Here is a 24349-nt window from a genome sequence, read left to right as displayed (position 1 = left end):
AGGGATATCCGGATCTTCAACATTGATGGCGTCAAGGCGAGTCCCCGTTCTCGACCGTCGGCAGGCCCTCGCCGGCGTCGAACCAGGGGATGCGGTCGGCGTGGAAGCCGTGGGCGGCCGGCGGATGGCGCTCGGGGTGGTCGAAGACGCCGACGTTGAGGTCGATGGTGGGCGAAGCATCGCCGCGATAGGCGATCTGGGCGCCGCAGACGGGGCAGAAGACGCGCTCGCCGGCGGGGCTCGAGCGGTAGAGGGCGGGCTCGCCGGTGATCTCCACGGCGGCGCGCGGGAAGGTGACCCAGGCGAGCGCCGGGGCGCCGGTGGTGCGCCGGCAGATGGTGCAGTGGCACCAGCCGGTGGAGAGCGGCGCGCCGCGGGCGGTGAAGCGGACGCGGCCGCAGTGGCAGCCGCCGGTGTGGGTCTCGTCAGTCACGCGTCCCTTCCCCGGCCGGGCCGCGGGCGAGGCGGGCGGCAAGCTCGAGACTGACGGCGCGGATCGCCGCGAACGGGCCGCCGGCGGCGAGCGCGGCGCCGAGGTCAGTTTCGGCCAGGCCGCGGGTGCCGAAGCGGGTGCGGACGGCGTCGGCGAGCCACTGGCGTGGCTGGCCGGCGCGGCGGCCGGCGCCGGGGTTTTCGGCGGCGTGGCCGCGGTGGGCGGCGATGGCAGCGGCGAGGTCGTCGAGGCCCTCGCCGGTGGCCGCGGAGACGAGGACAACGGCGGGCGGCGGGCCGCTGGTGTGGCCGAGCGACAGTGCCCCCTCGACGTCGGCGCGGGCGCGGCGGACGGGGGCGCCCATGTCGGCCTTGGTGACGACGACGATGTCGGGAAGCTCCATGACGCCGGCCTTCATGAACTGCAGGCTGTCGCCGGAACCCGGCTGGATGCACAGCACGACGGTGTCGGCGACGGCGGCGACATCGCCCTCCGACTGGCCGACGCCGACGGTCTCCACCACGACGCGGTCGCGCACGGCGCGCATCAGCACGATCGCCGCCACCGCGTGGTCGGAGAGGCCGCCGAGGCGGTCGCGGGCGGCCATCGAGCGGATGAAGACGCCGTCGTCGGCGGGGTCGGTGCGGATGCGGGTGCGGTCACCCAGCAGCGCACCGCCGGTGAGCCGCGAGGACGGGTCGACGGCGATGACGCCGACGCTCTCGCCGGCCGCGCGGAAGGATTTCAGCAGCGCCGCCGTCAGCGTCGACTTGCCGACGCCGGGCGGGCCGGTGAGGCCGATGACGTGGCCGCCGGGAGCCGCCGCGGCGGCGTCGAGGAGGGCGGCGAGTGCGGCGCCGTCGCCGTCGGTCTCGATGGCGGCGAGCGCGCGGGCGAGTGCCGGCTTGCCGCCGGCGCGGACGGCAGCGAGGCGCTCGGCGGGCGACGGGCCGGCGTTCACGCGGCGGCGGCTCCGGTCGCGGCGGGAGTGCCGGGCTCCGGCAGCGTGACGCCGTCATAGACGTCGGCCACCGTCATGGCGAAGTCGAGCGCCGGCAGGGCGACGACGTCGGCGGGATGGGTCAGCGCGGTGTAGGACCAGTCGGCGGTGCCGTCATCGTTCGCCGGCCCGCGTGTCCAGACCTCCACCCGCCTCTCGTCCTGGTAGGCGAGAACGATGTGCGCGATGGACGGGATCGACTGGTAGAACGTGAACTTGGTGGCCCGGTCGTAGGCCATCGTCGAGGGGGAGAGCACCTCGACGACGACGAGCGGGTCGTCGATCACACGCTCGGAGTTCTTACTTTCAGGGCCGCAACGCACCAGCACGTCGGGCGCAACGGTGGTGTCGTCGACCTCCGAATGGCGAAGCAGCATGTCAGGGAGCGCCCAGCAGCCGCGTCTGCGCGCCGCCGCCCGCAGCGCGGAAGCGAAATTCACCCAGATCGCGGCGTGCCGGCCCGTCCCGCCGGCCATCATTCGCACGATCATGCCGTCGACCAGTTCCCACCGCTCCGTCTCCGGGCAGCGGTCGAGGAGCGCCAGGAAGGCGTCGATGGTGATGGGCTCGATCTTCAGCGCGGGGGCGTTCATCGCCGCTCCTCGGGGTGCGGGCTTGGCCGAGGCGGGCAGGATACGACAAAAGCGGCGGGGCGGCCAAACGGCGGTTGCCAAGGACAGACGGGCAATCGGCGCCGGGCGGCAGTGGCAGGCGATGCCGGCCGACGGCGCCGCCGGTCGGCGCCCGCCGGTGACGTCACACCGACTGCGCTCCCTCCCCTCACGCCCGCTGGCCGCGGAATTGCCCCCCGTAGCCCTTCTCGGGGACGCCCAGCGTCTGCTCGAACATGATCTGGCAGACGCGCATGCCGGCGCGCATCAGGATCGGCCGCGGGCCGTGATTGACGATCTCGAGCTGGATCTGGCCGGAGGAGCCGGCGTGGATGGTCGGCGCGGTGACGTGCACGGCCATCCCGAGGCGGGCCAGCGCGCTCTTGCCCTCGAGGCGGCCGACGACGCGGCCGCTCGGCAGGATCAGCACGCGCTCGCGCGTCCAGGCGAGCACCAGTTGCTGCGGCGCCAGCACGAAGCCCTGGTCGCCGATCTCGACGTCCTCCGCGATCTTCTCGACCACTTCGGCAAAGACGTAGCCGGGGCCGGCGGGGTCGAGAGGCGCATCGTCGTCGGGGGCGGCGGGGCGGAACACCTTGAGGCGGCCGTGCAGCGTCAGGTCCACCGTCGTCGGCGCGAAGGCCTCGTCACCCGGCATCGGCGAGATCGAGATCGAGCCGGTGTCGATCGAGTGGCGGATCTCGCGGTCGGTGAGGATCATGCAGGGGCTCGCGGTGGCTGGACCAACCGCAACAGGGGCACGGCGGACGGCGGCACCGCAAGCCCCGTCGCGCGCGGCGCCGCGGGACGGGTCGACGCGGCCGGCCGTTCCGAAGCGCCGTCGCGGGCGTCGCGTGCTCCCGTCACGCGGCCTCACCCGCCACCGCGTGCCGAAGGCGGGCGCGGAGCGACCGTGGCAACTGCCGGGCGGACTTGATGCGCGGCAGCGCCATCTCCTCGATGACCACGCGGCTGTCCCCGCAGAGCGCAATGGCCTCGGCATGGTTGTCGAAGCGCTGGCGCGCGACATTGTCGACGAAGGTCTCGGCGGCCACTCCCTCGGCGAGGATCAGCTCATGGGCGGCCGTCTCGACGTGGAAGACCTCGAAGCGGGGGCCGAGCTCGCCCGCGCTCATGCGGCGGACGGCGGCGCCATTCACCAGCGCACCGGCCTGCACGAGGAGGCCGTCGAGGAAGAGGGCGTGGTCGGGCGTCAGGCGGAGATCGCGGGTGGGCAGGCCGTCGCCGAGGGCGCCGGCGGCGATGCACACCGGGCGCCGGGGCTCCGGGACGAACGGCGTCGCGAGGGCCCGTCGGCCGATCCAGCGCACCGGCACGGATCGCCCGTCGGCGGTGAGCACGAGGTCGCCCGGCCGCAGGGTCTCCACCGCCACTTCGCCGCCCGGGACGGCGATGCGGGTGCCGGCGAGGAAACAGGGGACGTAGGTCGTCTGATTGAAGCCGTCCGGGTAGTCGCCGACCTGGTAGACGGTGTTCGACAGGAGAAAGAGCGGTGCGTTCTCAAGGGTGTCCGTCAGGTAAGGCTCGCCGAGGTTGCTCTGGCCGGCATAGATCCAGGGGTTGTCGACGAAGAGCACCGGGTCGCCGACGGCGAGATCAGAGCTGTCGAAGTCTAGGACGCCACTACCGCGAACTTCCGTGATCTGGCCGCTGCCGGTGTAGTCGATGACGTAGTGATACGCGAAGGCTACCGTCGTCATTGCGCTGGAACTCCCCCGATCCGCGCCCCCGTGCGCCGAAGCGGGTCCGTCCGGCAGACCAGCAGCGGCGCACCGGCAGTCTGGCATGGGACCAGGGTGCGGAACAGCACCGGAATTCCGCCTATCGCAGTGGCGCCGAGGGTGGGCGGCCGCCTACCGCCGCGTGAGCAGGCGCACGATCGCGATCGCCACCAGCGCGTAGCGGGCGTTGGAGCCGGCGACGTGGATCAGCGCGGCGGCCGCCAGCGTGCCGGCGAGCATCACGCCAGCGAGCAGCAGCGCGAGGCGCGGCTCCGCTCCCTGCACGGCTGCCAGCCCATAGGCGAGCGCGAAGGCGAACGGCGAAACGAACAGCAACGTTCGCACGGCGCGGCGCCTCACTTCCGGTGTATCGAGCGGTGATGGCGCCATGCGCAGCGATCCCGAAAGATTTTCCTGTTGGCGGCCGAGCATGACAGTAAAATGTCGTCTTGGCGCGTGTCACACGACTGTGATCTGGGCCGACTAGGCAGGCCTTCACGCTCTCAACCGACGAGGTGGCCGATGAAGACGCTCGTGGCAGCTTTGCTGATGTCCAGCCTGATCGCCGGACCGGCGTTCGCCGAATTCGCACTCGACAGCCGCTACCAGGACGCCGACGGCGACCTGATCGCCGACGTGCCGACCGATCCGTCGCAGCTTGTCGATCCCGACACGCTGATCTTCGCCTACACCCCCGTCGAGGACCCGGCGGTCTATGCCGACGTGTGGGCGGGCTTCCTCGATCACCTGAAGACGGTGACCGGCAAGGAGGTGCAGTTCTTCCCGGTGCAGTCGAATGCCGCGCAGATCGAGGCGATGCGGGCCGGCCGCCTGCACATCGCCGGCTTCAACACCGGCTCGAACCCGCTCGCGGTCGCCTGCGCCGGCTTCCGGCCGTTCGCCATGATGGCCTCGAAGGACGGCCTCTACGGCTACGAGATGGAGATCATCACCTACCCGGGCTCCGGCATCGAGAAGGTCGAGGACATCAAGGGCAAGCAGCTCGCCTTCACCTCCGAGACGTCCAATTCCGGCTTCAAGGCGCCGTCGGCGATCCTGAAGGCGGAGTTCCAGATGGAAGCCGGCAAGGACTTCGAGCCGGTGTTCTCCGGCAAGCACGACAACTCCATCCTCGGCGTCGCCAACAAGGACTATCCGGCCGCCTCGATCGCCAACTCGGTGAAGGCGCGGATGATCGCCCGCGACGTCGTCAAGGACGACCAGCTTGTGGTGATCTACAAGTCCGAGACCTTCCCCACCACCGGCTACGGCCTCGCCTACAACCTGACGCCCGAGCTGCAGGAGAAGATCAAGGAGGCGTTCTTCTCGTTCGATTGGGAAGGCTCGAAGCTTCTCGCCGAGTTCGAGACCTCCGAGCCGCCGCAGGAGAAGTTCATCCCGATCACCTTCAAGGACAACTGGGCGGTGATCCGGCAGATCGACGCGGCCACCGGCGTTTCCTACAACTGCCAGTGAGCTCTGTCTGACCGACGAGCGGCTCCGCCTCGCGGCGGGGCCGCGTTCGATTTTGTGAGGGCCGATGCTGCGGGTCGAAGCACTCGACAAACGCTACAAGACCGGCGACCACGCGCTGAAGGGGGTGTCCTTCACGGTCGACGCCGGCCAGGTGGTCGGGCTGATCGGCCCGTCGGGGGCCGGCAAGTCGACGCTGATCCGGTGCGTCAACCGGCTGGTCGAGCCGACCGGCGGCAAGGTCTACCTCAACGACACCGAGATCGGCGCCGGTGCCGGTGACCTCCGGCGTGTCCGCCGGCGCATCGGCATGATCTTCCAGGAGTATGCGCTCGTCGAGCGGCTGACGGTAATGGAGAACGTGCTGTCCGGGCGGCTCGGCTACGTGCCGTTCTGGCGCTCGTTCCTGCGCCGCTTCCCGCAAGCCGACGTCGACCAGGCCTTCGCGCTGCTCGACCGCGTCGGGCTCAGCGAGCACGCCGACAAGCGCGCCGACGCGCTCTCCGGCGGCCAGCGCCAGCGCGTCGGCATCGCCCGGGCGCTGGAGCAGAACCCCGAACTGCTGCTGATCGACGAGCCGACCGCCTCGCTCGACCCGAAGACGTCGCGCCAGATCATGCGGCTCATCGTCGAGATCTGCCGCGAGCGCGACCTGCCAGCCGTCATCAACATCCACGACGTGGCGCTGGCGCAGCTGTTCGTCGACCGCATCATCGGCCTGCGTGCCGGCGTCGTGGTCTTCGACGCGCCACCCGACAGGCTCGACCACGCGGCGCTGACGTCGATCTACGGCGAGGAGGACTGGGCGGCGATGCACCGGGCCGCCGAGGACGACGCGGCCGAGGAGGACGAGGCGGAGCAGGCCCTGCAGGCGCGCCGCGAGCGGCTGGCGGGGCTCGCGTGAGCACCGCTGCCCCGGCGCCGCGCCGCTGGCGCCGACCGCCGCTGTTCATTGCCAGCGCCGGGCTGCGGTGGGCGGTCTATGGCGGCATCCTCGTCTATCTCGTGCTGGCGATCTCCACCGTCGAGGTGAACTGGACACGCATTGCGGAGGGCCTCGAGCGCGGGCTGCGCTTCGTCCAGGGCTTCCTCGTGCCCGACTTCACCACCCGCGGCCGCGATATCCAGCAGGGGATGATCGAGAGCCTGACGATGACGGTGACCTCGACGGTGGCCGGCGTGCTGATCTCGGTGCCGATCGGCATCGGCGCCGCCCGCAACATCGCGCCGCTGCCGATCTATGCCGTCTGCCGGGCGATCATCGCGGTGTCGCGCTCGTTCCAGGAGATCATCATCGCCATCCTGTTCGTGGCGATGTTCGGCTTCGGTCCGCTGGCGGGCTTCCTGACGCTCTCGTTCGCCACCATCGGCTTCCTGTCGAAGCTGCTCGCGGAGGACATCGAGGAGATCGACGCCGCCCAGGTGGAGGCGATCCGCTCCACCGGCGCCGGCTGGTGGCAGGTGTTCAACTACGCCGTCCAGCCGCAGGTGATGCCGCGGCTGCTCGGGCTGTCGCTCTACCGGCTCGACATCAACTTCCGCGAGAGCGCCGTCATCGGCATCGTCGGCGCTGGCGGCATCGGCGCGACGCTGAACACCGCGATGGACCGCTACGACTACGACACGGCGGGCGCCATCCTGATCATGATCATCCTGATCGTCATGCTGGCCGAGTACGCCTCGAGCCAGCTGCGCAAGAGGCTGCAGTGATGCCGGTGGCGATGGCCGACGGACGGCGCGTCTGGCAGCGGCGCACTCAAGGCCAGCAGTGGGCGGTGTTCGCCGGCTGGTTCGCGCTCGTGGCGATCACCGTCTTCTGCTGGCAGGTGATGAACCGCGGCACGATCTGGGCCTTCGTCGAGGACGCGCCCAGGCAGGCCGGCGACCTGTTGTCCCGCGCGTGGCCGCCCGCCTGGGGCTATCTCGACCGGCTGTGGTGGCCGCTGTGGGACACGCTCAACATCGCCACGCTGGGGACGCTGCTCGGCGTCGTCATGGCGGTGCCGGTGGCGTTTCTGGCGGCCTCCAACACGACGCCGAGCCGGGCGGTGCTGCGGCCGCTGGCGCTCTTCATCATCGTCGCCTCGCGCTCGATCAACTCGCTGATCTGGGCGCTCCTGCTCGTCGCCATCATCGGGCCGGGGCTGCTCGCCGGCATCCTCGCCATCGCGCTGCGCTCGATCGGCTTCATCGGCAAGCTGCTCTACGAGGCGATCGAGGAGATCGACGAGAGCCAGGTGGAAGCGGTCAGCGCCACCGGCGCCTCGCGGATGCAGGTGATGGACTACGCCATCGTCCCGCAGGTGCTGCCGGCGTTTGCGGGCATCACGGTGTTCCGCTGGGATATCAACATCCGCGAGTCGACCATTCTCGGCCTCGTCGGCGCCGGCGGCATCGGCGTGCAGCTCGAATCCTCGCTCGCCCGCCTCGCCTGGGCGGAGGTGACGGTGATCTTCGCGGTGATCCTCGCGACCGTCGTGCTGTCGGAGTGGGTGTCGGCGAAGGTGCGCGGCGCGGTGCTGTGAGGCCGGCGGCCGCGTGACCCCTCCCCCCCCCTCGCGGGGGAGGTCGTCGCGCCGCAGGCGCGACGGGAGGGGGGGCGCCGCGGCAGCGGCGCGAAAGAACACTCAATGTGCGGCACGGGACGGGCTTGGCCACTGGCCCGGGTCACAAGTCCCCGTCGAGACCGCGGCTCCCCCCCTCCCTGCCCTCCCCCGCGAGGGGGGAGGGTTCGCGTCGAGGATGGAGCTGCCATCTGCCCGCTGTCGGCGCCGGCTCGGCGACCGCGAGGGGGAGGGTTCGCGTGGGGCTAGCCCTTCGCCTTCAGCGCGGCCTGGGCGGCCGAGAGGCGGGCGATGGGGACGCGGAAGGGCGAGCAGGAGACGTAGTCGAGGCCGACGGTCTCGCAGAAGGTGATCGAGGCCGGGTCGCCGCCGTGCTCGCCGCAGATGCCGAGCTTGATGTCGGGGCGCGTCGTGCGGCCGCGCTCGGCGGCGATCTTGACGAGCTCGCCGACGCCGTCGACGTCCAGCGTCACGAACGGGTCGCGCTCGATGATGCCTTTCGTCTGGTAGGCGCCGAGGAAGCTCGCCGCGTCGTCGCGGGAGATGCCGAAGGTGGTCTGCGTCAGGTCGTTGGTGCCGAAGGAGAAGAACTCCGCCGCCTCGGCGATCTCGGCGGCACGGAGGGCCGCGCGCGGAAGCTCGACCATCGTGCCGACGCTGTAGACCAGCGTCTTGCCGGTCTCCTTCTCGACGGCCTTGGCGGTGGCGTCGATCGTCGCCTTGACGAGGTCGAGCTCGGCCTTCAGGCCGACGAGCGGCACCATCACCTCGGGCTCGACCGGGGCGCCGGTCTTCTCGGCCGCCTCGATCGCCGCCTCGAAGATGGCGCGCGCCTGCATCTCGGCGATCTCCGGATAGGAGATCGCGAGCCGGCAGCCGCGGTGGCCGAGCATCGGGTTGAACTCGTGCAGCGCCTCGGCGCGCTCCTTCATGCGGTCGGCCGGCACGCCCATCGCCGCGGCGACCTCGGCGATCTCCTCGTCGCCGTGCGGGATGAACTCGTGCAGCGGCGGATCGAGCAGGCGGATCGTCACCGGCAGGCCGGCCATGATCTCGAACAGCGCGACGAAGTCGGAGCGCTGCATCGGCAGGAGCTTGGCCAGCGCGGCGCGGCGGCCCTGCTCGTTGTCGGCGAGGATCATCTCGCGCACGGCGACGATGCGGCCCTCGTCGAAGAACATGTGCTCGGTGCGGCAGAGGCCGATGCCCTCGGCGCCGAATTCGCGGGCGACGCGGGCGTCGGCCGGCGTCTCGGCGTTGGCGCGGACCTTCATGCGGCGGACGTCGTCGGCCCAGGCGATGAGGTTGGAGAAGTCGCCCGACAGGTCCGGCTTCACCATCGGGAGGGCGCCGAGGAAGACCTGGCCGGAGGCGCCGTCGATGGTGATCTGGTCGCCGGCCTTCAGCGTGCGGCCGGCCGCCGTCAGCGTCGCCTTGGCGTAGTCGACGCGGATGCCGCCGGCGCCCGAGACGCAGGGCTTGCCCATGCCGCGGGCGACCACCGCCGCGTGGCTGGTCATGCCGCCGCGGGTGGTGAGGATGCCCTCGGCGGCGTGCATGCCGTGGATGTCTTCCGGGCTCGTCTCGACGCGGACGAGGACGACCTTCTTGCCGAGGCCCTTCAGCCGCTCTGCCTCGTCGGAGGAGAAGACGATCTCGCCCGTCGCCGCGCCCGGCGAGGCCGGCAGGCCGGAGGCGAGCACGGTGCGCTCGGCCGAGGGGTCGATGGTCGGGTGGAGGAGCTGGTCGAGGGAGGCCGGGTCGATGCGGGCGATCGCCTGCTCGCGGGTGATCAGGCCCTCGTTCGCCATGTCGACGGCAGACCGCAGCGCCGCCTTGGCGGTGCGCTTGCCCGAGCGCGTCTGCAGCATCCACAGCTTGCCGCGCTCGATGGTGAACTCGACGTCCTGCATGTCCTTGTAGTGGCGCTCGAGCACGTCGCAGATCGCCACGAACTCGGTGAACGCCGCCGGCATGACGGTTTCCATCGACGGCTTGTCGGAGCCGCCCTCGATGCGGGCCTTCTCGGTGATCGACTGCGGCGTGCGGATGCCGGCGACGACATCCTCGCCCTGGGCGTTGACCAGGAACTCGCCGTAGAGGGCGTTCTCGCCGGTCGACGGGTTGCGGGTGAAGGCGACGCCGGTGGCCGACGTGTCGCCCATGTTGCCGAACACCATCGCCTGCACGTTGACCGCCGTCCCCCAGGTCTCGGGGATGGTGTGCAGGCGGCGATAGGTGATGGCGCGCTGGTTCATCCACGAGCCGAAGACGGCGCCGACGGCGCCCCACAGCTGCGCGTGCGGGTCCTGCGGGAAGGGCTTGCCGATCGAGGCCTCGACGACGGCCTTGTAGCGCTCGATGATCCCCTGCCAGTCGGCGGCGGTGAGATCGGTGTCGAGGACGTAGCCCTTCGTCTCCTTCTCGTGCTCGAGGATCTCCTCGAAGGCGTGGTGCTCCACGCCCAGCACGACGTCGCCGTACATCTGGATGAAGCGGCGGTAGCTGTCATAGGCGAAGCGGGCATCGCCGGAGGACTTCGCCAGCGCCTGCACGGTCGCATCGTTGAGGCCGAGATTGAGGACGGTGTCCATCATCCCCGGCATCGAGACGCGGGCGCCGGAGCGCACGGAGACGAGCAGCGGGTTCTCCTGGTCGCCGAAGCGGCGGCCGGTCAGCGCCGAGATGCGGTCGAGCGCCGTCTCGACCTGCGCGGTCAGGCCGTCGGGATAGGTGTCGCCGTTCTGGGTGTAGTAGGTGCAGACCTCGGTGGTGATGGTGAAGCCGGGCGGGACCGGCAGCCCGAGGCTCGACATCTCGGCGAGGTTGGACCCCTTGCCGCCGAGCAGGTTGCGCATGCCGGAGGTTCCCTCGGCCGTGCCGTCGCCGAAGGCGTACACCCACTTCGTCATTCAGACCGCCCTTTCCTGCCCTCGCCCGCGCCCGCGTACCGGGGAGACCCTGAACCAAGACCCGTGGCTGAGCGCAAATGCAACGTCGCACGCGCAAAGGCAAGCCCGCGCATGAGGCGATGGCCTCAAAGCAGCGGCACCGGCGCGACGAAGGAGGAGCGGCTGCGGAACGCGCCGCCGCCGACACGAAGCCCATGCGGCGACGGCGTCACGGCCGCAGCTTCAGCTTGCCGAAATGCGGGGCGGCGGCCGGCTCGCTGTCGTCCGGCGCCGGCCGGTCCGCCCCCTCCGGCCGCGCCATGGTGGTGACGCGGTCGCGGCCGGCCTGCTTCGACAGATAGAGCGCACCGTCGGCGCGGGCGGCGAGCTCGGAGGCGTCGCGGCCGATGTCGGGCGTCCACTCCGCTGCGCCGGCGCTGCAGGTGATGGCGAGGGCCGTGTTCCGCCAGGTGATCGGCGCGGTCCGTACCGCCGCCAGGATGTCCTCGGCGATCCGGTGCGCCTCCTCGGCGGTGGTGTCGGGCAGGAGGATGGCGAACTCGTCGCCGCCGAGGCGCGCCAGCACGTCCGGCTCGCGCAGGCGGGCGGCCGCGAGCGCCGCGAAGCGCTGCAGGCAGTGGTCGCCGGCGGCATGGCCGTGGCCGTCGTTGATCGGTTTGAAATCGTCGACGTCGAGGCAGATCAGAGCCAGGGGCGCGCCCGAGCGCATCGACCGGGCGCATTCCTGGCGGGCCCGCTCGAAGAACTGGCGGCGATTGGCGATGCCGGTGAGGTCGTCGCGCACCGCGAGGTCGGCGACCTCGGCGCGCAGCCGGTCGATCGCCATCATCAGGAAGCCGGCGTTCCAGATCTGTGCCCCGAAGACCGTGAAGAGCAGGAGCAGCGCCTGGACGTTGTTGAAGGTGGCGAAGTCGATGGCGCCGCCGATCTCGAACACAGTCGCGATGATGCGCAGCGCGTGGGCGGCGCCATAGGCGAGGGTCGCCACCGCCGTCAGCCGCGTGCCGGGCGTGGGCGCGCCGTAGCGGCGGTCGAGGAGCTCGACGCCGGCGGGGCCGACGATGGCGATGCTCGCCACCGAGAAGACGACGACGCGGACGGTAATGCTGTCGTGGACGACGAGGAAGACGGCGAGCAGCGCCATCGCCAACCCGACGATCGCCGCAATGGCGACCCACGGCGCCGGCCTCCCCTGGAAGCGGCGGATGCCCGCCCAGCAGAGTCCGACCGCAAACAGCATCATGCCGTTGGCGAGCACCACGGGGATGAGCGGATCGACCTGGCCGCGCAGGACGCCGATGGCGGTGCCGATGGCGCCGATGATCATCGCCGCGCCCCAGTAGCGGGCCGAGACGAGGCTGCGGTAGGCGAAGGCGGCGACGAGCCACGCGATGCCGGTCGCCAGCAGCGACACGCCCACGAACAGGAACAGCGTCGGCACCGTGAACAGCATCGGGTCGCGTCCGCTTCGGCAGGGCGGCGGCAGAAACCGCGGGTCGCATCGGTGAAGGTCGAGGCGCAGCGGTTCTACGACGTGTGTTGGCGGAGCGGAAGCGGGAATGGTGGGGGAACGGACCTCATTGAAGCACTAGCAAGCGATCCACCGTCGCACTTTCCAGGAAACCCAACCCACCACTCCGTCCGGCAGACGGACACGGTGCCACTCGTGGCTCTGTTCCCCCAGCATTTCAAATGATTGCCCTGGCAAGAGCCGCCGGAGCTGGCGACCCTTTCGCTCGCTTGGTTCGGAGCGTAGAGCCAGGAATGCATCCGGCGGCCGTACGTCCGCCACTTGGCAGTTTTCCTTTGCGGCCGCCCTTGATGGCTGTTGATCCACCGCGGTTGGCGCTGCCAGTATTTTCAGCTGAATCCCAAATTTCTCAGCATCATCTATTGCCAGCCATTGCATTTCCGCGGGAGACGATCGAGTTATATAATAAACCGCCTCGCTGCTCATCCCTAATTGATTGAGATAAGCACCCACAAGGGCATTCCCGGAGCCAGTCTCAATTGCCAGACCATTGTCGTCGATAAAGTATGCAGCGTGAAATCCGACTTGCGCCGAAGGGTCCAGCAATCGTCTTGATCCGCCCAACCAAGCCAGCCCGCAAGCAGAGGCACAAGTTTGCCCGGCTTCGACAACGGTGGTCACACCCTGAAGGCGTAGAGCACGCCCCATACTCAGGCCGACCATGAGGCTCCCGCCAGCGCTGTTGAGCGACACAACCGCATCTTCAGTTTCCAGAAGCGCTCGTATCAGCCTTTTGTCATCTCCAGCCTCAAACCGCCCATTGACATAGAGGATGCTTCCAGCAGGCGTGCGGCGAAGCTCGATATCAGCGCCCATAGCTGAAACGGGGGAGAAAGTGATAATAGTTCCGACTACAGCCACTGCTATGAAACTGCGACCGAACATGCAATGCCCCGTTGATCTTCGATGACATTATAGCCGCATGACCGCGAAGGAGCGACGCTAGAAGCGGCCCATTTTGGTGCCGCAACCCTTATCTCTCCCGGAACGTGCGCTTCGGGTTGCCCCGCTCGACGGCGATGCGGTCGAGCCAGGCGGCGCGCTCGGCGCGGGCGGCGTCCTGATCGGCGACCGCGGCGTGGAGCGCGGCGAGCCGGTCGAGCGCCAGCTTGCGGTTCTGGTGCTGGGAGCGTCCGTCGCGGGCGGTGGCGGCGAGCCCGGTCGGGACGTGGACGGCGCGCACGGCGCTGTCGGTGGTGTTCTGGTGCTGGCCCCCCGGCCCGCCCGCCCGCATCGTCTCGAAGCGGATATGGGCGGGGTCGAGGGCGACGGGTGGGGACCGTGACGGGTCGAGCCGGTGCACCGCGACGTACCAGTTGCGCCGGCCCTTGCCCGAGCGCAGCGCCCCGTCGATCCACAGCACCGTGCCGGTCCAGCCGGCGGCGAAGGTGGCGACGCCCGCGCCGCCGAGGGAGACGAGCACCGACGGCGCCGCGGTGCGGCCCTCGGGGAGGTCGAGCCCGACGGACAGCCCCGCGGCGCCGGCCTCCTCGGCGAGGCGGCGGGCGACGCGCGCGACGACGACATGGCACTCGGCCGGGCCGCGGCCGGCCGTCACCATCAGCGTGATGGTCTCCTCCGCGGTGGTGTTGCCGCCCGCGCCGTCGCCGGCGCGTTCAGCCCTGTTCACGCTGCCCATCCTCATGCCCTCGCCGTCTTGAAGGTGACGACCGGCTTCAGCACCGCGACGGTGTGGGCGAGGCCGTGGGCCTCGAGGTCGGCGACGACGTCGGCGATCGGCTTGTAGGCCTCCGGCGCCTCCTCCTCGGCGAGCCGGCGGTCCGCGCAGATGACGCGGTTGCCGACCGGGTTCGGCCGCTCGCGCTTCTCGTCGCGGCGGCCCCGCATCGAGGCGCGGTCGCGCTTGCGCCCCGCCCCGTGGGCGAGCGAGGCGAGCGCGCCGGCGATCGTCGGGTCCGGCCGCACGAGGTAGGTCATCGCCCCGCGCGAGCCTGGCACCGGCACGAGGCCGAGATCGGCTTGGGCGGCGCCCTTGCGGTGCAGGATGCGATCGCCGTCCATCGTGACGTGATTGTGCGGCACGTCCAGCCACGGTGCGCCGTCGAGGCCGAGCAGCGCCGCCGCCCGCTCGGCCAGCACGGCGCGGTTGAGGGACGCGAAGGCCACCGCCGCGTCGTGATCGGCGAGGTAGGCGCGGCCGCCGGCATCGAGGGCGAGCCCCTCGCCGTGGGCGTAGGGGTGGCGGGCCAGCACCTCGGGCCCGAGGCCGCGCGAGCCGGAGTGGACGAGCAGCGTCAGGTCGCCGACGGCCAGCCCCGCCGCCGCGCGGGCCGCCTCGTCGACGAGACTGTGCACCGCTTGCAGCTCGACGAAGTGGTTGCCGCCACCGACGGTGCCGAGCGCGTCGGCGTGGGCGGCCGCCGCTGCCGGCGTGATGCCCCGCGCAACGGCCTCGTCGGGATCGAGCCCGCCGCGGTCGCCGAGTCTCGCGAGCGCCCGCTCGGCCTTGTCGAGGCGGAGCCGGCGGAGTTCGCCGCCGAGCCGCCACGCCGTCATGCCGCAGCCGATGTCGGTGCCGACGATGTCGGGATGGACGATGCCCTCTGTCAGCACCGCGCAGCCGACGGGGCCCTTGTGGCCGGGGTGGAGGTCCGGCATGCCGGCGACGGCGATCACGCCGCGCCGCGCCAGCAGTTGCTCGAGCTGGCGCACGGCGGCGCCCTCGATCCACGAGGACGCGGAGGCGAACACGCGCAGGCGCGCGTCGCCGCTCATCGAATTGAACATGGGGAAATAGTCTCGAACTCGCGCCGCCCTCGGGCGGGCGCGCGTCACAAGGTCATCGGGCCGAAGAGGCCGATGGGCTTAAGAGCTCTGGCCCTTGCGGGCGAAACGAGCGGACATGGCCGTCTCCTTCTGCCTCGAGGCTCCGGGAATGGAGCAGACGGCGGGGAATTGCCCCAGGTGGCGCGGCGCGTCTAGTGCAGGCGGGCCACAGTGATGGTTGCAACCGGCGGACGCGCCTTTCCCGGGGACGCCCCGCCTCAGGCCGTGGCCCCGCCGTCGACGGCGATGACGGCGCCGTTGACGTAGCTTGCGGCGGGACTGGCGAGGAAGGCGACGACTTCGGCGATCTCCGCGGGGCGGGCGTAGCGGCCGAGCGGGATGAGGGCGCGCTCGGCGTCGGCCTGCGGGCCGTCGGCCGGGTTCATGGCGGTGTCGACGGAACCGGGGTTGACGAGATTGACCGTGATGCCGCGCGGGCCGAGTTCGCGGGCGAGCGACTTCGTCAGCCCGACGAGTGCCGCCTTGCTCGTCGCATAGAGGCTGACGCCCGGCGCCGGCGTGGCGACGGCGAGCGACGAGCCGATCGAGACGATGCGGCCGCCCTCCGGGAGCGCCGGCAGGGCGGCGCGGATCGTCCGGTAGGGTGCGGCGGCGTGGAGCGCGAGGGTCCGCTCGATGTCCACGTCGGCCATCTCCCCGATCGGGCCGTAGGGGAAGACGCCGGCGTTGTTGACGAGGATGTCGAGGCGGCCGAAGCGGGCGAGCGACGCTGCGACGGCGGCCTCGGCGCTCTGCGGGTCGGCGTGGTCGGCCTGGATCGCCACCGCGTTCACCCCCTGCCCCCGCAGGTCGGCGACCACCGCGTCGGCCGCGGCCTCATCGGATCGGTAGGTGATCGCCACCAACGCCCCGCGCGCCGCGAGCGTGCACGCCACCGCGGCGCCGATGCCGCGGCTGCCGCCCGTCACCAGCGCCGCACTGCCCTCGAGATCCCGCATCGCATCCTCCGTTCTGTACCGAATGGTAAGAAACTGAGGCCATTGCGGGCGCGGGTCAATCGGTTATTTATCGATCGGTACAGAAGAGGAGAGGCCCGTGCCCGCCCCCGGCCGTCCGCGCGGCTTCGACCGCGACGCCGCGCTTGCCGCGGCGCTGCGCGTGTTCTGGACGCACGGCTACGAGGGCGCGTCGCTCGCCGACCTGACGGCCGCGATGCACATCAACCGCCCGAGCCTCTATGCCGCCTTCGGCAACAAGGAAGCGCTGTTTGCCGAGGCGCTCGCCCTCTACGAGCGGCAGGAGGGGGCGCCGCTCGACAGGCTGCTCGAAGAGGCGCCGACGGCGCGCGAGGCGATCGCCGCCACGCTGCGCCACAACGCCCGCGTCTACGCCCGAGAGGGTTTTCCGCGCGGGTGCCTGATCGTGCTGTCGCAGGTGGTGGGCACGCCCGAGAGCGCGGCGGTGCGCACGGTGCTGGCCGAGCGCCGCCGCGCCGGCACCGACGCCCTCGCCGCCCGCATCGCCCGCGGCCAGCGCGAGGGCGATGTGGCCCCCGACGTCGACCCCGCCCGCCTCGCCGCCTTCTACACGGCCGTGCTGCAGGGGATGTCGGTGCACGCCCGCGACGGCGCGAGCGAGGCGGAGCTCATGGCCATCGCGGAGACCGCGATGGCGGGCTGGCCGGCGCGCCCGGCCGGAGGTGAATGCGGAGGGACTACTCCCCCTTGAACACCGGCTTGCGCTTCGCGAAGAAGGCGTTGATGCCCTCTTCGTAGTCTTTGCTCTCGTAGACGACGCGGCGCATGTCCTGGATGCGCTCGAAGGTCTGGGCGGCGATCGGGCGGTCGTCGGAGATGATGCGCAGCTGTTCCTTGATCACCGCCAGCGCCAGCGGCGCCTTCTTGGTGATGCCGTCTGCGAGCGCCAGCGTGAACGTCTCGAGGTCGGCGGAGGGCACGAGGTGGTTGACGATGCCCCAGCGCGCCGCGTCCTCGGCCTTCACCGGCGCGGCGGTGAAGAACATCTCGCGGACGAGGTTCATCGGCAGCCGGTCGACGAAGTGCAGGAGGCCGGTGGTGTTGTAGGGCAGGCCGAGGTTCACCGGCGTGATGGCGAAGCCCGAGGTCTCGTCGGCGATGATCATGTCGCAGGAGGCGACGAGATCGAAGGCGCCGCCCCACACCGTGCCGTGCACCATGGCGATGACGGCGCCGGGATAGTGGCGGATGGCGCGCAGCACCCGCTCGAGCGGGTCGGAATAGCCGAGCGGGTCGGCGTCGCCGCGCGGCAGCTCCTTGATGTCGTGGCCGGCCGACCAGACAGACATACCGGGGGCGGCGCGCAGCACCACCGCCATCAGCTTCTGCTTCTCGAAGCCGGCGATGGCGTCGATCAGGCCGTTCACCAGCGCCGCGCTCAGCGCGTTGCGGTGGGCGACGTGGTTGAGCGTGACGATGCCGACGCGGCCGCGCACCTCGGAGGTGACGATCGGCGGAGCGGGAGCGGCCGCGGCGGCGGGGGTGGCGGGGGCGTCGGTCATTACTTCACCGCCGCGAAGGCGAGGATTTCCGCCCGGTCGCCATCGAGCTCGGGCGGCGGGCGGAACGTCGGTGCGTCGGCGTGGCCGACGACCTTGATCGGGTTGCCGGCGACCTTGATCTCGCCCGCCACAGGATCGGCGACGGTGACGATCATGTTGCGTGCCGCCACCTGCGGCTCGGCCATCATGTGCGGCACGTCGTTGATCGGCGCGCACGGGACGCCCTTGCCGTTCAGTGCGTCGAGCCAGGTCGTCACCGGGCCGGTCTTCAGGGTCTTCTCGATCTCGGCCTGCAGCGCGTCGACGTTCTCGTGGCGGAGCTCGTTCGAGGCGAAGCGGGCGTCGGTGGCGAGGTCGGGCCGGGCGAGCGCCTGCGCCATCAGGCCGAACAGGTGGTCGTTGCCGGCGGCGATGATGACGTGGCCGTCCTTCGCCTCGAAGGCCTGGAAGGGCGCGATCGAGGGATGGCGGGTGCCGAGCGGCCCGGGGATCTCGCCGGTCTTGGCGTAGACGGTGACGGAATCCTCCAGGATCGCCACCTGGCAGTCGAGCATGGCGATGTCGATCTTGTCGCCGACGCCGGTGACGGAGCGGCGATAGAGGGCGGCGTTGAGCCCGATCGTCAGGTAGAGGCCGGCGGTGATGTCGCCGATCGAGATGCCGACGCGGGCGGCCGGCTGGCCGGGATAGCCGGTCATGCTCATGATGCCGCCCATGCCCTGGACGACCATGTCGTAGGCGGCGCGCTTGGAGATCGGGCCGCTGTCGCCGAAGCCGGAAGCCGCACCGTAGATCAGGTGCGGGAAGCGGGCGTGCAGCGTCTCCCAGCCGTAGCCGAGCTTCTCCATCGTGCCGGGCCGATAGTTCTCGACCAGCACGTCGGCCTTGGCGAGCAGCTGCTCGAAGATCGCCCGGTCCTCGGGTGCCTTCAGGTTGAGCGCGATGCTCTCCTTGTTGCAGTTGATCGAGGAGAAATAGAGCGACTTGCCATTGGCGAACGGCCCGAAGGCGCGGCTGTCGTCGCCCGTTCCCGGGATCTCGACCTTGATGACGCGGGCGCCGAGATTGGCGAGCGTCATGGTGCAGAACGGCCCGGCGAGCACGCGCGAAAGATCGACGACCGTCACGCCGGACAAGAGCCCGGCGCCGGCTGCAGCAGCATCCGACATTGTGAAATTCCCCATAATCACCCCGGCGACACTCAAGCCGTTGCACCGGGGCGCGTCAATGCGCAATCACCGGCAGCGGCACGGCGAGACGGGAACGAACCGGCGGGACGGCCGTTGACGCACGATCGCGGATGAACGGAAGTGGGGCCGAGCGTGCGGCGGGGAGCGACGATGGCCGAGGGGGAGAAGCACGCCGGGACGGCCGCGTCCATCCAGGCGCCGCCGCCGTGCATCGAGGGCAAGGACACCGCGCCCCTGTCGGCGGCCGACGAGCCGGCGCGCGGTCGCGGCGCCGCCACGCCCCATCACATTCCCTTTCGCGGCTGGCTCGACGTGGCATGGCGCACCGTCGAGGCGGTGATCAACGACCGGCTGCTGTCGGTGGCCGCCGGCGTCGCCTTCTTCACGCTGCTCGCGACCTTCCCGGCGATTGCCGCGCTGGTGTCGCTCTACGGACTGTTCGCCGACACCGCGACGATCTCGCAGCACCTTGAGACGCTCTCCTTCTTCCTGCCGCCGGCCGGCGTCGAGATCGTCGGCGACCAGGCGGCCCGCGTCGCCGCCAAGAGCGGCTCGACCCTCGGGCTCACCTTCATCGTCAGCCTTCTGGTGGCGCTGTGGAGCGCCAACGCCGCGATGAAGGCGATGTTCGAGGCGCTGGGCGTCGTCTATGGCGAACGCGAGAAGCGCTCGATCGTCGCCTTCAACCTGCAGACGCTGATGTTCACGCTCGGCGCCATCGTCCTGACGGCGCTGGCGGTCGGCTCGCTCGTCGTGCTGCCGCTGGTGCTCGGCACGTTCGGTGTCGCCACCACCGCCGAGCGGACGCTGCAGATCGTCCGCTGGCCGGTGCTGCTCGTCATCCTGCTCGCGGCGCTGAGCCTGCTCTATCGCTACGGACCGAGCCGCCGCGAGGCGCGCTGGCGCTGGATCACCATCGGCAGTGTCGTGGCGGCGCTGGGATGGGTGGCGACCTCGGCGGCGTTCTCCTGGTATCTGTCGTCGCTCGCCAACTTCACCGAGACCTATGGCTCGCTCGCCACCGTCATCGCCTTCATGATCTGGCTGTGGCTGTCGGTGTTCGTCGTGCTCTTCGGCGGCGAGGTCAACGCCGAGGCGGAGCGGCAGACGGCCCGCGACACCACCACCGGTCCGGAGAAGCCGCTCGGCCGCCGTGGCGCCGTCGTTGCCGACACGATCGGTCCGGCGAAGTTCGGGCGGTAGCGGCCCCCTTCTGCCGCGTCCGCGTCCGGTCGCGCCGGCCCTTGCATCCTGGTCCCCCCGTCTGGTCCATCCGCGTCGTCCCCGTCCGGTCGAACCGGCCGGACGACGCGCGCAGCCTGTCTGCGCCTCCGAAATTATTCCGCCAATTCGTCGCAGACGTGGTTCGTGTCTTGTAATTACCGTCGCACCGACGGTAGTCGATTTTCATGTTATTCATGTATTTATGGAACAAAAACTAGCGTCGATATGTTAGTATGTCGGGTGCCGATCCGCGAACACTAAAGCGTGCGGAAATCCCGGCAAATGCACCTTCGCCGGTCATCTGACCTCCGAGCATAAAAATTACAAGAACGACTGGAGCCTGTTATGGCCGTACGCACTGTCGGACCGAATTCCGACTTCCCCTCGATCGCCGCTGCCATGCAGTCGGCCGGACCCGGTGACACGATCGAACTGGAGGCCGGCTACAGCAACGAGACGGCGACCGTCTCGTTCAGCGGCATGACGATCACCGGCGGCGCCGGCTCGACCGGCATCGTCCTCAATCTCGGCATCGGCATCGCCACCGTGACGCTTTCGGGCACGGCACCGATCGACGTGCTGGACGCCAGCGACGGCAACGGCATCGTCGGCAACGACGGCGACAACCGCATCACCGTCACCGATGGCATCGACGCCGTCGATGGTGGTGCCGGCGAGGACCGCCTGATCGTCGACTACCGCGGCGCCACCAACGCCGTCACCGGTGACAGCACCTCCAACTTCACGGAGGCCGGCGGCGCCGGACGGTCGGTGACGATCACCGACGGCACCTTCGAGAGCTTCAAGATCATGACCGGCGACGGTGCCGACACCATCACCACCGGTGACGGCGACGACATCATCAAGACCGGCTCCGGCGCTTCCACCGTGACGGCGGGCCAGGGCGCCAACAAGATCATCGGCGGCGCCAATGCCGATACGATCACCGCGCTCGATGGCGGCAACATCGTCAAGGCGGGCGACGGCACCAACACGGTGACGACCGGCGGCGGCGTCGACTTCATCCATGCCGGCGTGGGGGCCGACACGATCGTCTCCGGCGGCGGCGCGGATCGCATCTTTCTCTCTGGCGGGGCCGACACCGTCGATGCGGGCGAAGGCAACGACCGCCTGGTCGTCGACTATTCGGCGATGACGACCGCCGTGACCGGCGGTGTCACCGGCGGCAACGGCACGACGGGTTATGTCGGAAACATCGCTGATCTGGTCGGCAGTTCCGTCGGGTTCGAGGGCGTGGAAGAGTTCCGCATCACCACCGGCAGCGGCGACGATACGGTGAAGACCGGCACCGGCGACGATCATCTGCGCGGCGGCGTCGGCGACGACAAGCTCGTCGGCGGTGGTGGTGAGGACCGCCTGTTCGGCGGTGACGGCGATGACGTCCTCCGCGGCGCCCGGGGTCCGGACGTTCTCACGGGCGGAGAAGGAAACGACCTGTTCGTGTTCCGCAACATCGCGGAGGCCAGCACCAGCGCCGGCTACGACCTGATCCGCGACTTCGAGACAGGGATCGACGAAATCGACCTCAGCAGGATCGATGCGAACATCAACACCGTCGACAACGACGCCTTCGACTTCATCGGCTCGGCGAAGTTCTCCTCGGAAGCCGGCGAGCTTCGCTATTTCGAGGGTCTGGTCCGCGGCGATGTCGACGGCGACGGCAAGGCGGATTTTGTCATCGAGATCGGCAACGACGCCGACCTGACGCGGCTCGACTTCATGCTCTGAGGCCATCGGGGCCGCCAGCCGGCTTCGTCACGGATGCGTCCACGAGCGCCGATCCACGCTGCGCAGGCAGCCTGGGTCGGCGTTTCTGCGTTCGGTGGCTCAGACGGCTGCTAGCGGAAGTGCCGGATGCCGGATGCACCTGCCGCCTCGACGACCCGGCCGTAGACGGTGCGCGTCCAGCCGTTCTCGTGGCCGCGGTTGTTGGCGATGAGATAGCGCCCGTCCGCTCCGACCTTGACGATCTTGTGAGCGTCGATGAAGCGGCCGTTCACCTTGCAGAAGACGATGTCGCCGACGGCATAGGCGTCCTGACGCTCATAGGTGCAGGTCGACGGATTTTCCAGAATGGGCAGCATCGAGCTGCCGTGACACTTCATCGTCCCTGCACCGGTCGTCGCGAGGTCTTCGATCAGTCTGAGGTGTCTCTCCATTGCCGCGATGCTGTCGCGGACGCGCCGGCGCCCGTCAAGAGCGCATGGCTATCCGGTCGGCCGGTTTTGCAGGCGGATCGGCGCCGCGGACAAGGCAGCAATCCTCCGGCCGGCCCTGTCGCGGGGACGCTGTCAGGAGCCGCCACACAGCCGGCGCATCTTCTCCGCGTCCACCGCCTCGGCGGGATTGTAGACCATCAGCTTGAGGTCCGGCCGGCCGTCGATGGCGAAGGAGGAGAACTCGAAGGTGATCTCGCCGACCTTGGCGTGCCGGATCGTCTTCGCCCCCTCCCCCGTCGTGCGGACGTCGTTGTCCGTCCACAGGCGGGCGAACTCGGCGCTCCTCGCGTTGAGTTCGGCGAGGAGCGCCGCCGACCGCTCGGTCTCGCCCGCGCGCGCCGTTTCCGCCCGGAAGGTCGCGACCAGGAAGCGGGCGACGCTCTCCCAGTCGCTCTGCGCCGCACGTGTCGCCGGGTCGAGGAACATCCGACGGAGGATGTTCCGCTCGCCGGGCGGCAGCGCCTCGTAGTCGGTGAGCGTGAGCGTCGCCGCGCGGTTCCAGGCGACGATGTCCCAGGCGGACGTCGCCACCGTCGCCGGGATCATCGTCATGGCGTCGAGTAGCCGCTGCAACCGCGGCGAGATGCCCTCGCGCCCCGGTGCATGGGCCTTCGGCGGGCGCCCGATGGCGACCAGGAACAGATGCTCCCGCTCCGCCTCGGTCATCATCAGCGCTTCGGCGAGGCTGTCGAGCACGCGCGGCGACGGGGCGCCGCCGCGGCCCTGCTCGAGCCAAGTGTACCAGGTCGTGCTGATGTGGGCGCGCTGCGCGACTTCCTCGCGCCGAAGACCCGGAGTCCGCCGGCGGCCGCCAAATCCGAGGGCGGCCGCATCCAGCCGCTGACGGCGGTCGCGCAGGAACGCGCCGAAGCGGTTGCCGTCGTCGAGAGGGTCCGGCCTGTCAGTCATTATACCAGGATAAACTCACTAATTTAACTGGATAGAGCTTCGCCGATATCCTCCTTCCGAGCAAGAAGGAGACTGGTCATGAAGGTGTTTGTCACGGGTGCCACCGGCTTTGTCGGCACGGCCGTCGTCGCAGAACTGCTGGCGCACGGGCACGAGGTGCTGGGGTTGGCCCGGTCCGACGGAAGCGCGGCGACGCTCGCAAAGGCGGGTGCAGCCGTCCTCCGGGGCGACCTCGAGGCACCCGAGACCCTCCGTGACGGCGCGGAGACGTCAGATGCGATCATTCACGCCGGGTTCGTGCATGATTTCTCGCGCTTTCCCGCAGCCTGCGCGATCGACCGCGCCGCCATCGAGACGCTCGGCGCGGCGATCGAGGGGACGCGCAAGCCGCTGATCGTCACCGCGGGCGTCGCCTTCCTGGATGCGCAGGGCACGGTCGCCGTCGAAGCCGATCGCGGCTTCCCGCCCTCGGACGCCTATCCCCGGGCGTCCGAGGCGGCCGCGGAAGCGCTGTCCGGCCGCGGTATCCCGACCAGCGTCATGCGGCTGCCGCCCTCGGTACACGGGTCCGGCGACCACGGCTTCGTGCCCATGCTCATCGACATCGCCCGGCGGACGGGCCGTTCGGCCTATATCGGCGAGGGCGGCAACGCCTGGCCGGCGGTGGCCGTGCGAGATGCCGCACGCGCCTTCCGGCTCGCCATCGAGCGCGGCCCGGGCAGCGGCACCTATCACGCCGTCGCCGAACAGGGCGTGCCGTTCCGGCGGATCGCCGAGGCGATCGCGGGCGGCATCGCGGTGCCGTGCGTGTCGCTGTCGGACGAGGAAGCGCGCGATCACTTCGGCTGGTTCCATGGCTTCGCGTCCATCGACCAGCCGACGTCCAGTGACCGTACCCGGTCCGAACTCGGCTGGAGCCCCACCGGCCCGGACCTGCTGACCGACATCCGGGACGCCGGCTACTTCTCCGAGCCTCGGGCCGCCTGACGAGGTCGCAGCCCGAAGCGCTTCGATCGGGCCGACGGGCGAGCGATCCCCCGTCCGCCGGCGCGTACCAGAGGAGCAGCGGTGTCGCCTCGGTCGGCGCAGAGGGCGGGCGCAGGGGAGTCGCCCGTCCGCCCCGCCCCCCACGGCCTGACTCTTCCCTGCACACATTCACGCCGCTCCCCTCCCCAATCTCCGTTGACGCCGTCCCCTCGCTCATTTATGTGAGTGAACGTTCACGCCAACACT

General features: G+C 70.2%; 24 protein-coding genes. 8 read left to right on the top strand and 16 right to left on the bottom strand.

The features are described from left to right. Positions 1-31: 31 nt before the first annotated feature. From RUR49_RS05875 to RUR49_RS05850, 6 genes are all read right to left on the bottom strand, one after another. Entirely contained in the window at positions 32-433 is a 402-nt protein-coding gene (locus RUR49_RS05875; protein ID WP_409145439.1) for a GFA family protein, read from the bottom strand. Further along, entirely contained in the window at positions 426-1394 is a 969-nt protein-coding gene (locus RUR49_RS05870) for an ArgK/MeaB family GTPase (protein WP_409145438.1), read from the bottom strand. Before RUR49_RS05870 ends, RUR49_RS05875 begins: the two co-directional genes overlap by 8 nt. Next, positions 1391-2026, bottom strand: a complete 636-nt coding sequence (locus RUR49_RS05865) for a Uma2 family endonuclease (RefSeq protein ID WP_409145437.1) — start codon at positions 2024-2026, stop codon at positions 1391-1393. The genes RUR49_RS05870 and RUR49_RS05865 overlap by 4 nt, the downstream gene beginning before the upstream one ends. 187 nt (positions 2027-2213) lie before the next feature. Next, entirely contained in the window at positions 2214-2765 is a 552-nt protein-coding gene (gene dcd / locus RUR49_RS05860; RefSeq protein WP_409145436.1) for a dCTP deaminase, read from the bottom strand. A gap of 142 nt (positions 2766-2907) precedes the next feature. Next, positions 2908-3765: a Hint domain-containing protein gene (locus RUR49_RS05855; RefSeq protein WP_409145435.1), complete on the bottom strand. Its 858-nt coding sequence runs from the start codon at positions 3763-3765 to the stop codon at positions 2908-2910. A gap of 153 nt (positions 3766-3918) precedes the next feature. Next, the gene (locus RUR49_RS05850; protein WP_409145434.1) at positions 3919-4176 is read right to left on the bottom strand and encodes a hypothetical protein; all 258 of its coding nucleotides are present in this window, start codon (positions 4174-4176) and stop codon (positions 3919-3921) included. 132 nt (positions 4177-4308) lie between these two features. On the opposite strand from RUR49_RS05850, the gene phnD reads away from it, so the two are divergent. The 4 genes from phnD (at position 4309) to phnE (RUR49_RS05830) (ending at position 7784) form a co-directional block, all read left to right on the top strand. After that, on the top strand, positions 4309-5262 hold the full coding sequence (gene phnD, locus RUR49_RS05845; RefSeq protein WP_409145433.1) for a phosphate/phosphite/phosphonate ABC transporter substrate-binding protein: 954 nt from the start codon (positions 4309-4311) through the stop codon (positions 5260-5262). A gap of 64 nt (positions 5263-5326) precedes the next feature. Then, entirely contained in the window at positions 5327-6163 is an 837-nt protein-coding gene (gene phnC, locus RUR49_RS05840) for a phosphonate ABC transporter ATP-binding protein (protein ID WP_409145432.1), read from the top strand. Then, positions 6160-6969, top strand: coding sequence for a phosphonate ABC transporter, permease protein PhnE (gene phnE, locus RUR49_RS05835; RefSeq protein ID WP_409145431.1), 810 nt, complete (start codon positions 6160-6162; stop codon positions 6967-6969). The genes phnC and phnE (RUR49_RS05835) overlap by 4 nt, the downstream gene beginning before the upstream one ends. Further along, entirely contained in the window at positions 6969-7784 is an 816-nt protein-coding gene (gene phnE / locus RUR49_RS05830; RefSeq protein WP_409145430.1) for a phosphonate ABC transporter, permease protein PhnE, read from the top strand. The genes phnE (RUR49_RS05835) and phnE (RUR49_RS05830) overlap by 1 nt, the downstream gene beginning before the upstream one ends. Positions 7785-8068: 284 nt before the next feature. On the opposite strand, the gene ppdK is transcribed toward phnE (RUR49_RS05830), so the two are convergent. The 6 genes from ppdK to RUR49_RS05800 all read right to left on the bottom strand — a co-directional run bounded on the left by ppdK (position 8069) and on the right by RUR49_RS05800 (position 16012). Further along, the gene (gene ppdK, locus RUR49_RS05825) at positions 8069-10735 is read right to left on the bottom strand and encodes a pyruvate, phosphate dikinase (protein ID WP_409145429.1); all 2667 of its coding nucleotides are present in this window, start codon (positions 10733-10735) and stop codon (positions 8069-8071) included. A 208-nt stretch (positions 10736-10943) separates the two neighbouring features. Beyond that, complete coding sequence (locus RUR49_RS05820) at positions 10944-12188, bottom strand: diguanylate cyclase domain-containing protein (protein WP_409145428.1); 1245 nt, start codon at positions 12186-12188, stop codon at positions 10944-10946. Between the two features lie 135 nt (positions 12189-12323). Further along, positions 12324-13151: an SH3 domain-containing protein gene (locus RUR49_RS05815; RefSeq protein ID WP_409145427.1), complete on the bottom strand. Its 828-nt coding sequence runs from the start codon at positions 13149-13151 to the stop codon at positions 12324-12326. An 88-nt stretch (positions 13152-13239) separates the two neighbouring features. Then, positions 13240-13896 carry a peptide chain release factor H gene (gene prfH, locus RUR49_RS05810; protein ID WP_409145426.1) on the bottom strand — a complete coding sequence of 219 codons (657 nt, stop codon included), beginning with the start codon at positions 13894-13896 and terminating at the stop codon, positions 13240-13242. 11 nt (positions 13897-13907) lie between these two features. Then, a complete protein-coding gene (locus RUR49_RS05805) occupies positions 13908-15014 on the bottom strand; it encodes an RNA ligase RtcB family protein (RefSeq protein ID WP_409145425.1) in 1107 nt (368 codons plus the stop codon). Positions 15015-15271: 257 nt separating this feature from the next. Beyond that, positions 15272-16012, bottom strand: a complete 741-nt coding sequence (locus tag RUR49_RS05800; RefSeq protein WP_409145424.1) for an SDR family NAD(P)-dependent oxidoreductase — start codon at positions 16010-16012, stop codon at positions 15272-15274. Between the two features lie 97 nt (positions 16013-16109). On the opposite strand from RUR49_RS05800, the gene RUR49_RS05795 reads away from it, so the two are divergent. Then, complete coding sequence (locus RUR49_RS05795; protein WP_409145423.1) at positions 16110-16742, top strand: TetR/AcrR family transcriptional regulator; 633 nt, start codon at positions 16110-16112, stop codon at positions 16740-16742. Here RUR49_RS05795 and scpB read toward each other — a convergent pair. Further along, positions 16729-17553 carry a methylmalonyl-CoA decarboxylase gene (gene scpB / locus RUR49_RS05790; protein WP_409145422.1) on the bottom strand — a complete coding sequence of 275 codons (825 nt, stop codon included), beginning with the start codon at positions 17551-17553 and terminating at the stop codon, positions 16729-16731. The two genes, RUR49_RS05795 and scpB, sit on opposite strands and share 14 nt — an antisense overlap. After that, entirely contained in the window at positions 17553-18722 is a 1170-nt protein-coding gene (locus RUR49_RS05785; protein ID WP_409145421.1) for a CaiB/BaiF CoA transferase family protein, read from the bottom strand. The genes scpB and RUR49_RS05785 overlap by 1 nt, the downstream gene beginning before the upstream one ends. A 171-nt stretch (positions 18723-18893) precedes the next feature. On the opposite strand from RUR49_RS05785, the gene RUR49_RS05780 reads away from it, so the two are divergent. Beyond that, positions 18894-19946, top strand: a complete 1053-nt coding sequence (locus RUR49_RS05780) for a YihY/virulence factor BrkB family protein (protein WP_409145420.1) — start codon at positions 18894-18896, stop codon at positions 19944-19946. A gap of 366 nt (positions 19947-20312) precedes the next feature. Beyond that, positions 20313-21716 (top strand): calcium-binding protein, encoded by a 1404-nt coding sequence (locus RUR49_RS05775; RefSeq protein ID WP_409145419.1) that lies wholly within the window; start codon positions 20313-20315, stop codon positions 21714-21716. A 110-nt stretch (positions 21717-21826) separates the two neighbouring features. Here the strand turns inward: RUR49_RS05775 and RUR49_RS05770 are convergent, their stop codons facing one another. After that, a complete protein-coding gene (locus tag RUR49_RS05770; protein WP_409145418.1) occupies positions 21827-22147 on the bottom strand; it encodes a hypothetical protein in 321 nt (106 codons plus the stop codon). Between the two features lie 132 nt (positions 22148-22279). Next, positions 22280-23116, bottom strand: coding sequence for a helix-turn-helix transcriptional regulator (locus RUR49_RS05765; protein ID WP_409145417.1), 837 nt, complete (start codon positions 23114-23116; stop codon positions 22280-22282). A gap of 78 nt (positions 23117-23194) precedes the next feature. On the opposite strand from RUR49_RS05765, the gene RUR49_RS05760 reads away from it, so the two are divergent. Next, on the top strand, positions 23195-24103 hold the full coding sequence (locus RUR49_RS05760; protein WP_409145416.1) for an SDR family oxidoreductase: 909 nt from the start codon (positions 23195-23197) through the stop codon (positions 24101-24103). The last annotated feature ends 246 nt before the right edge of the window (positions 24104-24349 follow it).

This window comes from Pseudoxanthobacter sp. M-2, from assembly GCF_046156265.1.
Taxonomy (GTDB): Bacteria; Pseudomonadota; Alphaproteobacteria; order Rhizobiales; family Segnochrobactraceae; genus CAMDHY01.
The sequence above is the reverse complement of the archived record's forward strand: the minus strand, read 5'-3'. Positions and strand labels throughout refer to the sequence as shown.

Bases quoted from the DNA above. Each gene is read 5' to 3' on its own strand.
- RUR49_RS05865 (WP_409145437.1), bottom strand. From the start codon at position 2,026: ATGAACGCCCCCGCGCTGAAGATCGAGCCCATCACCATCGACGCCTTC.
- dcd (WP_409145436.1), bottom strand. From the start codon at position 2,765: ATGATCCTCACCGACCGCGAGATCCGCCACTCGATCGACACCGGCTCG.
- RUR49_RS05855 (WP_409145435.1), bottom strand. From the start codon at position 3,765: ATGACGACGGTAGCCTTCGCGTATCACTACGTCATCGACTACACCGGC.
- RUR49_RS05850 (WP_409145434.1), bottom strand. From the start codon at position 4,176: ATGGCGCCATCACCGCTCGATACACCGGAAGTGAGGCGCCGCGCCGTG.
- phnD (WP_409145433.1), top strand. From the start codon at position 4,309: ATGAAGACGCTCGTGGCAGCTTTGCTGATGTCCAGCCTGATCGCCGGA.
- phnC (WP_409145432.1), top strand. From the start codon at position 5,327: ATGCTGCGGGTCGAAGCACTCGACAAACGCTACAAGACCGGCGACCAC.
- phnE (WP_409145430.1), top strand. From the start codon at position 6,969: ATGCCGGTGGCGATGGCCGACGGACGGCGCGTCTGGCAGCGGCGCACT.
- ppdK (WP_409145429.1), bottom strand. From the start codon at position 10,735: ATGACGAAGTGGGTGTACGCCTTCGGCGACGGCACGGCCGAGGGAACC.
- RUR49_RS05820 (WP_409145428.1), bottom strand. From the start codon at position 12,188: ATGCTGTTCACGGTGCCGACGCTGTTCCTGTTCGTGGGCGTGTCGCTG.
- RUR49_RS05815 (WP_409145427.1), bottom strand. From the start codon at position 13,151: ATGTTCGGTCGCAGTTTCATAGCAGTGGCTGTAGTCGGAACTATTATC.
- RUR49_RS05805 (WP_409145425.1), bottom strand. From the start codon at position 15,014: ATGTTCAATTCGATGAGCGGCGACGCGCGCCTGCGCGTGTTCGCCTCC.
- RUR49_RS05800 (WP_409145424.1), bottom strand. From the start codon at position 16,012: ATGCGGGATCTCGAGGGCAGTGCGGCGCTGGTGACGGGCGGCAGCCGC.
- scpB (WP_409145422.1), bottom strand. From the start codon at position 17,553: ATGACCGACGCCCCCGCCACCCCCGCCGCCGCGGCCGCTCCCGCTCCG.
- RUR49_RS05785 (WP_409145421.1), bottom strand. From the start codon at position 18,722: ATGTCGGATGCTGCTGCAGCCGGCGCCGGGCTCTTGTCCGGCGTGACG.
- RUR49_RS05780 (WP_409145420.1), top strand. From the start codon at position 18,894: ATGGCCGAGGGGGAGAAGCACGCCGGGACGGCCGCGTCCATCCAGGCG.
- RUR49_RS05775 (WP_409145419.1), top strand. From the start codon at position 20,313: ATGGCCGTACGCACTGTCGGACCGAATTCCGACTTCCCCTCGATCGCC.
- RUR49_RS05770 (WP_409145418.1), bottom strand. From the start codon at position 22,147: ATGGAGAGACACCTCAGACTGATCGAAGACCTCGCGACGACCGGTGCA.
- RUR49_RS05765 (WP_409145417.1), bottom strand. From the start codon at position 23,116: ATGACTGACAGGCCGGACCCTCTCGACGACGGCAACCGCTTCGGCGCG.
- RUR49_RS05760 (WP_409145416.1), top strand. From the start codon at position 23,195: ATGAAGGTGTTTGTCACGGGTGCCACCGGCTTTGTCGGCACGGCCGTC.